At 39.4% G+C, this 5,605-nt stretch carries 6 protein-coding genes and 1 pseudogene; 5 read left to right on the plus strand and 2 right to left on the minus strand.

The annotated features are described in order from the left end of the window. Positions 1–234: 234 nt before the first annotated feature. From L2764_RS28410 to L2764_RS25425, 5 genes and pseudogenes are all read left to right on the plus strand, one after another. Positions 235–423 (plus strand): annotated as a pseudogene (locus tag L2764_RS28410) (Lcl C-terminal domain-containing protein); the annotation flags it as partial. Between the two features lie 15 nt (positions 424–438). Continuing rightward, entirely contained in the window at positions 439–579 is a 141-nt protein-coding gene (locus L2764_RS25415; protein WP_248943157.1) for a hypothetical protein, read from the plus strand. A gap of 282 nt (positions 580–861) precedes the next feature. Further along, positions 862–1,275, plus strand: coding sequence for an aminoacyl--tRNA ligase-related protein (locus tag L2764_RS27925; protein ID WP_283107170.1), 414 nt, complete (start codon positions 862–864; stop codon positions 1,273–1,275). A 71-nt stretch (positions 1,276–1,346) separates the two neighbouring features. Next, positions 1,347–1,817 (plus strand): aminoacyl--tRNA ligase-related protein, encoded by a 471-nt coding sequence (locus L2764_RS25420; RefSeq protein ID WP_312018387.1) that lies wholly within the window; start codon positions 1,347–1,349, stop codon positions 1,815–1,817. After that, positions 1,814–1,990, plus strand: coding sequence for a His/Gly/Thr/Pro-type tRNA ligase C-terminal domain-containing protein (locus tag L2764_RS25425; protein WP_248943158.1), 177 nt, complete (start codon positions 1,814–1,816; stop codon positions 1,988–1,990). Before L2764_RS25420 ends, L2764_RS25425 begins: the two co-directional genes overlap by 4 nt. A gap of 192 nt (positions 1,991–2,182) precedes the next feature. Here L2764_RS25425 and L2764_RS25430 read toward each other — a convergent pair whose 3' ends face one another. Beyond that, positions 2,183–4,339: a cytochrome-c peroxidase gene (locus L2764_RS25430; protein ID WP_248943159.1), complete on the minus strand. Its 2,157-nt coding sequence runs from the start codon at positions 4,337–4,339 to the stop codon at positions 2,183–2,185. 548 nt (positions 4,340–4,887) lie between these two features. Next, positions 4,888–5,605, minus strand: a 718-nt coding sequence (locus L2764_RS25435; RefSeq protein WP_248943160.1) for an HlyD family secretion protein, incomplete at its 5' end; no start/stop codon positions are given.

The raw sequence follows: 5,605 nt of genomic DNA on the forward strand, positions 1-5,605 counted from the left end.
GAATGGGCAAAGCCATTGATGGATAATTTTAATCGATACCTTGAACAACATCATATATATCGATCAATATTCGGCATTATTTAAAGATCAAAAAATGAGGGGATCTCTAAGCTAACCCATACAACTCATGTGGCAGCAAGATGACAATCAACAGGCTACTTCTTATCTAAGCGCATGATAACTGGTTAGAATCTGTAATAAATAAAATTATTTAGGTTATAAAACTGGCGCTTACCCAATGCCAAAGAGCTACAAAGTATTGTCGATTACAGTCGCTCCCCCAGCGCGACCCATTCAGCAGCAATAAACCCACTGTTTAACGTCACGTCCATTATTGATGAAGGCAGTCATAAAAATCCCCCCTTCTATTGGGCCTCAACCACGCACCAAAACCAGCACGACGGTGTTTCTGCCGTCTATGTCTGCTTTGGTGAAGCTTTGGGGTTCTTTAAACCGCCTATGTCAAAAGGCCAAGCTAAACTTGAAGATGTTCATGGTGCGGGTGCCCAACGCAGCAATCCTAAAGTGGGTAATGCCAGTAATTTTCCTCAAGGTTTTGGCCCTTTACTCATAGCTTAGAGCATGCCTGTGTGCATAAATAGAAGCCTTACTTACCTGAAGTGGCACAACATCAGGTACAACTACAGCTTGTAACTACCACCACCGGTTTATTTCTCGGAGGGTAGCGTGTATCGTGTTTAAAAAAGACCCTCTGAGCGAAAGCCAGAGGGTCTTTTTTTATCCATGGTTTTTGCTCAGGCCACTCAACGTTAAAAATAGCAAGAGGCTGTAACCATGTAAAAACACCGAGAAATAGCACAACAACTCGACTTATTTCACTCTGAACCTATCGAGCCGGGAATGATTTTTTGGCACCCCAATGGATGGCGGCGGCTTAACAATGTCAAACACCATATTCAAAAACGCTATCAAGCCGAACATTTTTTAGAAATCGCCACACCGATGTTTTTAAAAAAATCACTATGGGAAACATCAGGTCATTGGGATAAATTTCATGATGACATGTTTGTTGGTGGAGGCCATCAAGAAGAAGCACAATGTGCACTAAAACCTATGTCATGCTCGGCACACATTCTCTTTTTCAAGAAACAGGTACTGAGTTATCGCTCTCTTCCTTATCGTGTGTTTGAATTTGGCCATGTACACAGAAATGAGTCTTCAGGTGCATTAAATGGGCTGATGCGCTTAAGACAGTTCACACAAGATGATGCCCATGTCCTTTGCCGTTGGCAAGACTGCATCAGTGAAATATAACACTTTTTAAAAAGAGCCAAGCAGATCTACAAAGATTATGGCTATATGGCTATCTTGAACTGGATGTACGTATATCGACTCAACCAGAATCCGCTTTTGACGAAGATAATGATTGGCGAAAAGCAGAAAATTTACTTGCTAAAGCTTACAAGGACTTAGAGGTTGAGGTGCAATATCAGCCTGGAGAAGGCGCTTTTTATGGTCCTAAAGTCGAACTCATGCTAAAAGAACATCAAAACAGACAATGGCAATGTGGCACAATTCAATTGGACTTTAACATGCCTGCTCGCTTTGACCTCGCTTATGTTGATGAAGCTGGCGAGCGCCAAACACCCGTCATGTTGCATCAAGCCATTTATGGATCCCTCGAACGCTGGATAGGCATTCTACTAGAAACATACCAAGGTAAACTGCCCACTTGGATCCACCCTCAGCCCGTTGCTATTGCCTCCATCAATGAGCAAGCAACCCCTTATTGCCATATGCTCCAAGCACGCTTAGCTTCACTTGGGATCGATGCCATACTCATGACCAAGACATGAGGATCAACAAAAAAGTAAAACTCTTTCATCAACAAAAAATCCCATTCATTATCATTGCAGGTAATAATGAAGTGGCATCAAACAGCCTAGTGCTCCGCACCGCAGATGGCCAACAACAAGCGATCTCTTTAGAAGCGGCAATCACAGAGATTGGCCATAAACTCCGAAAATAAAGGCAATATAGATAAAAACACAAGAAGTGAGTCAACAACTCAGTTTATTGACTCACTTCATCACACTGCACAGAGATTAGTAATATTCAACATTGTTGGCATAATTCATACCGTAACGACTGGATTGAATCAATGGAACAAAGCAGATAAGCAAAACTCATGAGACCCACTCATAATAGCTCGATTAATCTCCTATAACTGAACTTTTACACGAAGTGTATCTTGATGAGTATTGCCGACACTATCACTCACTTTAAGCTTTAAATTGATTGATGCTCTATTGTCCGCTGGGGCTTCCAACACGGAAATAACAGGTGTGGGTGAGCCGGTATCATTCAAATGAACGGCATCAATATTCATCCCATTCACTTTTGCTATACTCCAGCTATACGAAGCAATATCTCCCGTCGATTGACTTCCATCAAGCTGATATACATGATTAAGTTCGATAATTTGAAAGTCATCACCAGCCTGTGCGATTAAATCTTCCGCGACACTCGATATTTCGATATTAAAACGCAGGGTAGATATATGACTATGCCCTAAATAATCAGTGACTTGTAAACGTATCGTCACATTGGCATTTTTCAAATAAGGTTGCTCGATAACTGAAATTATCGGCGTAGCCGTATTCACTTCACTCAACACTATCTGATTTAACTCCAAGCCATTTACACGAGCAATACTCCATTCATAACTGGCAATCTCGCCCGTTGATAGCTCGCCATTTAATTGATATTCATTATTTAAATCAACAATAGTAAACGTTTGTCCTAAATTCGCTACCAGCTCTTCGGTTGCATCATTACCCTCTAGAATCCCTTTTTCAACGGGCAATCCACTTGCAACTGACTCCGGAATAAGGTGGATTAAACTTAAAGCTCTTAGATCGGTTTGTGCCTCCATAAAGGGAATTAAGATCTGTCTTTGCAGCACTAATTCACCATCACCTAAACGTTTACCTTCTTCGCTAGTCAAACGGCCAACATCTGAACTTGCTCTTGAAAATTGTGTTTCAATATACTCAAGTGTTCTAATAAACCCATGCTGCACATCGTCAAAGGAAGGTAACGGCAATGTTTTTAATAATACTTTTTCTCTATCAGAAACATGAGTCTCAAACTCAGGCACCAACGTAAAGGTATCTTCGAATCTGTCGTAACCTGAGTATTGATTAAGCCAGAAACGTTCAGGAATGGCATAGATCTGAATATGACTCCACAAATCATTAAATTGCCCTAAGCGCGCATAAGGAGCGGTTAAGTCAATATTAAAAAGGGGGGCTGTTCTAAATTTAGCGCGATCGGTTTCATTAAGCGTGATGTTCTCTCGACCATAATCTTCAAAACCAGACGCCCCATCGCCTTTACCAGGGCCATATTGAATAGTCGCCGTTGAGTGAAAATCAAAATCAGACATTACAGCACCACTGTGGCAATTACTACAGCCTGTTTCAAAGAAAAAGTGTGCTCCACGCGTTGCTTCTTCTGAGAGTAAATTATGATCGTTAAAGCTAGCATCAGCTGCCACATCACTAATGACGGCTTGCCAAGGGTTATCCCTAAAGTCAAATGCTCGGATCTCAAATGCTGCGATAGCATTGGCAGCATGAGCAAACGTCATCGACTCAAAAGGAACATTGGGGTAAGCCGCTTCAAAGAGTTGAACATATTCAGGGACCCCCCCTAATCTAACCATCAACGCCTGCCAAATTTCTTTAAAGTCTTCATTACTATACCCACCTAAGAGACTCCCTTCACCTCTCATTTCAGTAGCATCGGTGACAGGAAACATCGCTTGCGCAGCCACTAAACCATAGCCTTCAAATCCGTCATTTTCTTGAGCAGCATAAAAAACATCTATCATAGACTGAGTCAAATCGCCGCTTTGGCTGGCTGGAGTATGCAATTCCCCCTCGTCATCGAGCTCAATTCTTCCGTCCCAGAAAAGATTTGAAAATAAATCCAAATTAAACAGTGATGGAGAATGTCGAGCAATCAAATCACCGCCAACTCGCTCTTGTCCCAGATTATGACTATTTACCCCTAACGGAAGAGACCGTGCATCACCTGTGGCTAATAAAGGATGGTGGCAAGACATACAAGACGTATCTTGATTACCACTGAGTATTTTATCAAAAGCTAAAGACTGACCCAATATATACATTTCTTCTGACACATAAGGCCTAGAAGCTAAAGGCTGCAAGTTATTCTCAAGAATATACTGGGTTAATTCTTCTCTTATCTGCTCAATAGGTTCACGCAAAGAGTCCGTCACTTCGTCAGCAGCATATACGGCGCACGATAAGGATATTGATATTATCAATAAGGATAAATACAATCGTTTCATTGATTACTCCTACATGTCTTCAGAATGTATCTCATGATATAATCTCATTAAACTGAAGGGGCATATATATTTATTATTAGATACTTTTTAGGTTATTGCCAATCATTGACACTTACAGATAAAATAGTGCGACTCTGTATTAAAAATACTAAAACAATCACATCTTCTTCCACATTAAAAATAAATAAAGCATGATTAAAACAATTACTTGTAAGTAAATAAATATCAACAACAGAAAGATAATTTATTATAACGATACTTTTTTAAACAGTAACATTATAGATACTCGAAAAACATTCATTGATAATAAGTCACTTTAACAAGCTAATATTAAAAACATAAAATTATTTTATATAAGCGACAATACAAATAATAATTTAAAAAATAAAATATATAATCTCTATATAATAATTAACCCAACCTTAATACCTTTATTTTATACCACCTGAAATCGTTCATTATTTACCCACCCATAGATTCTGCTAGTTTTTAATAAGAGCCTACATGAGTAATTACACATTGTTGAATGTTAAAGAAAGAGGTAATCCCTAATAAATATAATCAAAAAAGCTAACCACTCTCAGATAAACATGTGCGATGAAGCCCATGATACCCGCTTGTTCAGGCACAATTAACACTCTGGCTGATGCGCCAACGCGTTGAGTATTACCATTCAAAGTTTGATCCAATTTAATTCGTACTTGAAAACGTTTTGAACGTATCATCCATGTATTCGGATTATCGATTTGTGCAAGTAATCCTGACGGACTGCCTTGCCCAGCCACATTCCCCCGCCCCAAATTATCCACACGACTACTAAATAATGTATTAGGGTACATAAAAAGGCTAAATAAAACAGGTTGATTCTCTTCAATAATGGATAGTGCATTCTCCTTAAAATTAGCAACTAACCACCAACTAGCCGTATCTATCACAGTCATCACTTTATCATCTGCTTCAATATAGCTTCCAACACTTAATTGAAGATTGTCAACAATACCATCAAAGGGCACAACAAAGGTCGTTTTATCTAATTCGTACTGTGCACTAGCAAGCTCCGCTTGCGCTAATTTAACGCTAGCATTCTCGCCATCAATCATGGCATTCAACTGACTGTTCAACACTTTTATTGCATCAATTGTTGATAATACTTGAGCTTGCGCTTGCTGATAATTATTATAGGCTTCATCTCTATTATCTTTAGAGGAAAGCTGTTGTCGAGCAAGTTTTTCATAGCGTAAATACTCTTTTTTTGTATAATCTAAA

The organism is Shewanella surugensis (assembly GCF_023284005.1).
GTDB lineage: Bacteria > Pseudomonadota > Gammaproteobacteria > Enterobacterales > Shewanellaceae > Shewanella > Shewanella surugensis.

Excerpts from the sequence above, each read along its gene's own strand:
- L2764_RS27925 (WP_283107170.1), top strand. The coding sequence starts at position 862 with ATGATTTTTTGGCACCCCAATGGATGGCGGCGGCTTAACAATGTCAAA.
- L2764_RS25425 (WP_248943158.1), top strand. The coding sequence starts at position 1,814 with ATGAGGATCAACAAAAAAGTAAAACTCTTTCATCAACAAAAAATCCCA.
- L2764_RS25430 (WP_248943159.1), bottom strand. The coding sequence starts at position 4,339 with ATGAAACGATTGTATTTATCCTTATTGATAATATCAATATCCTTATCG.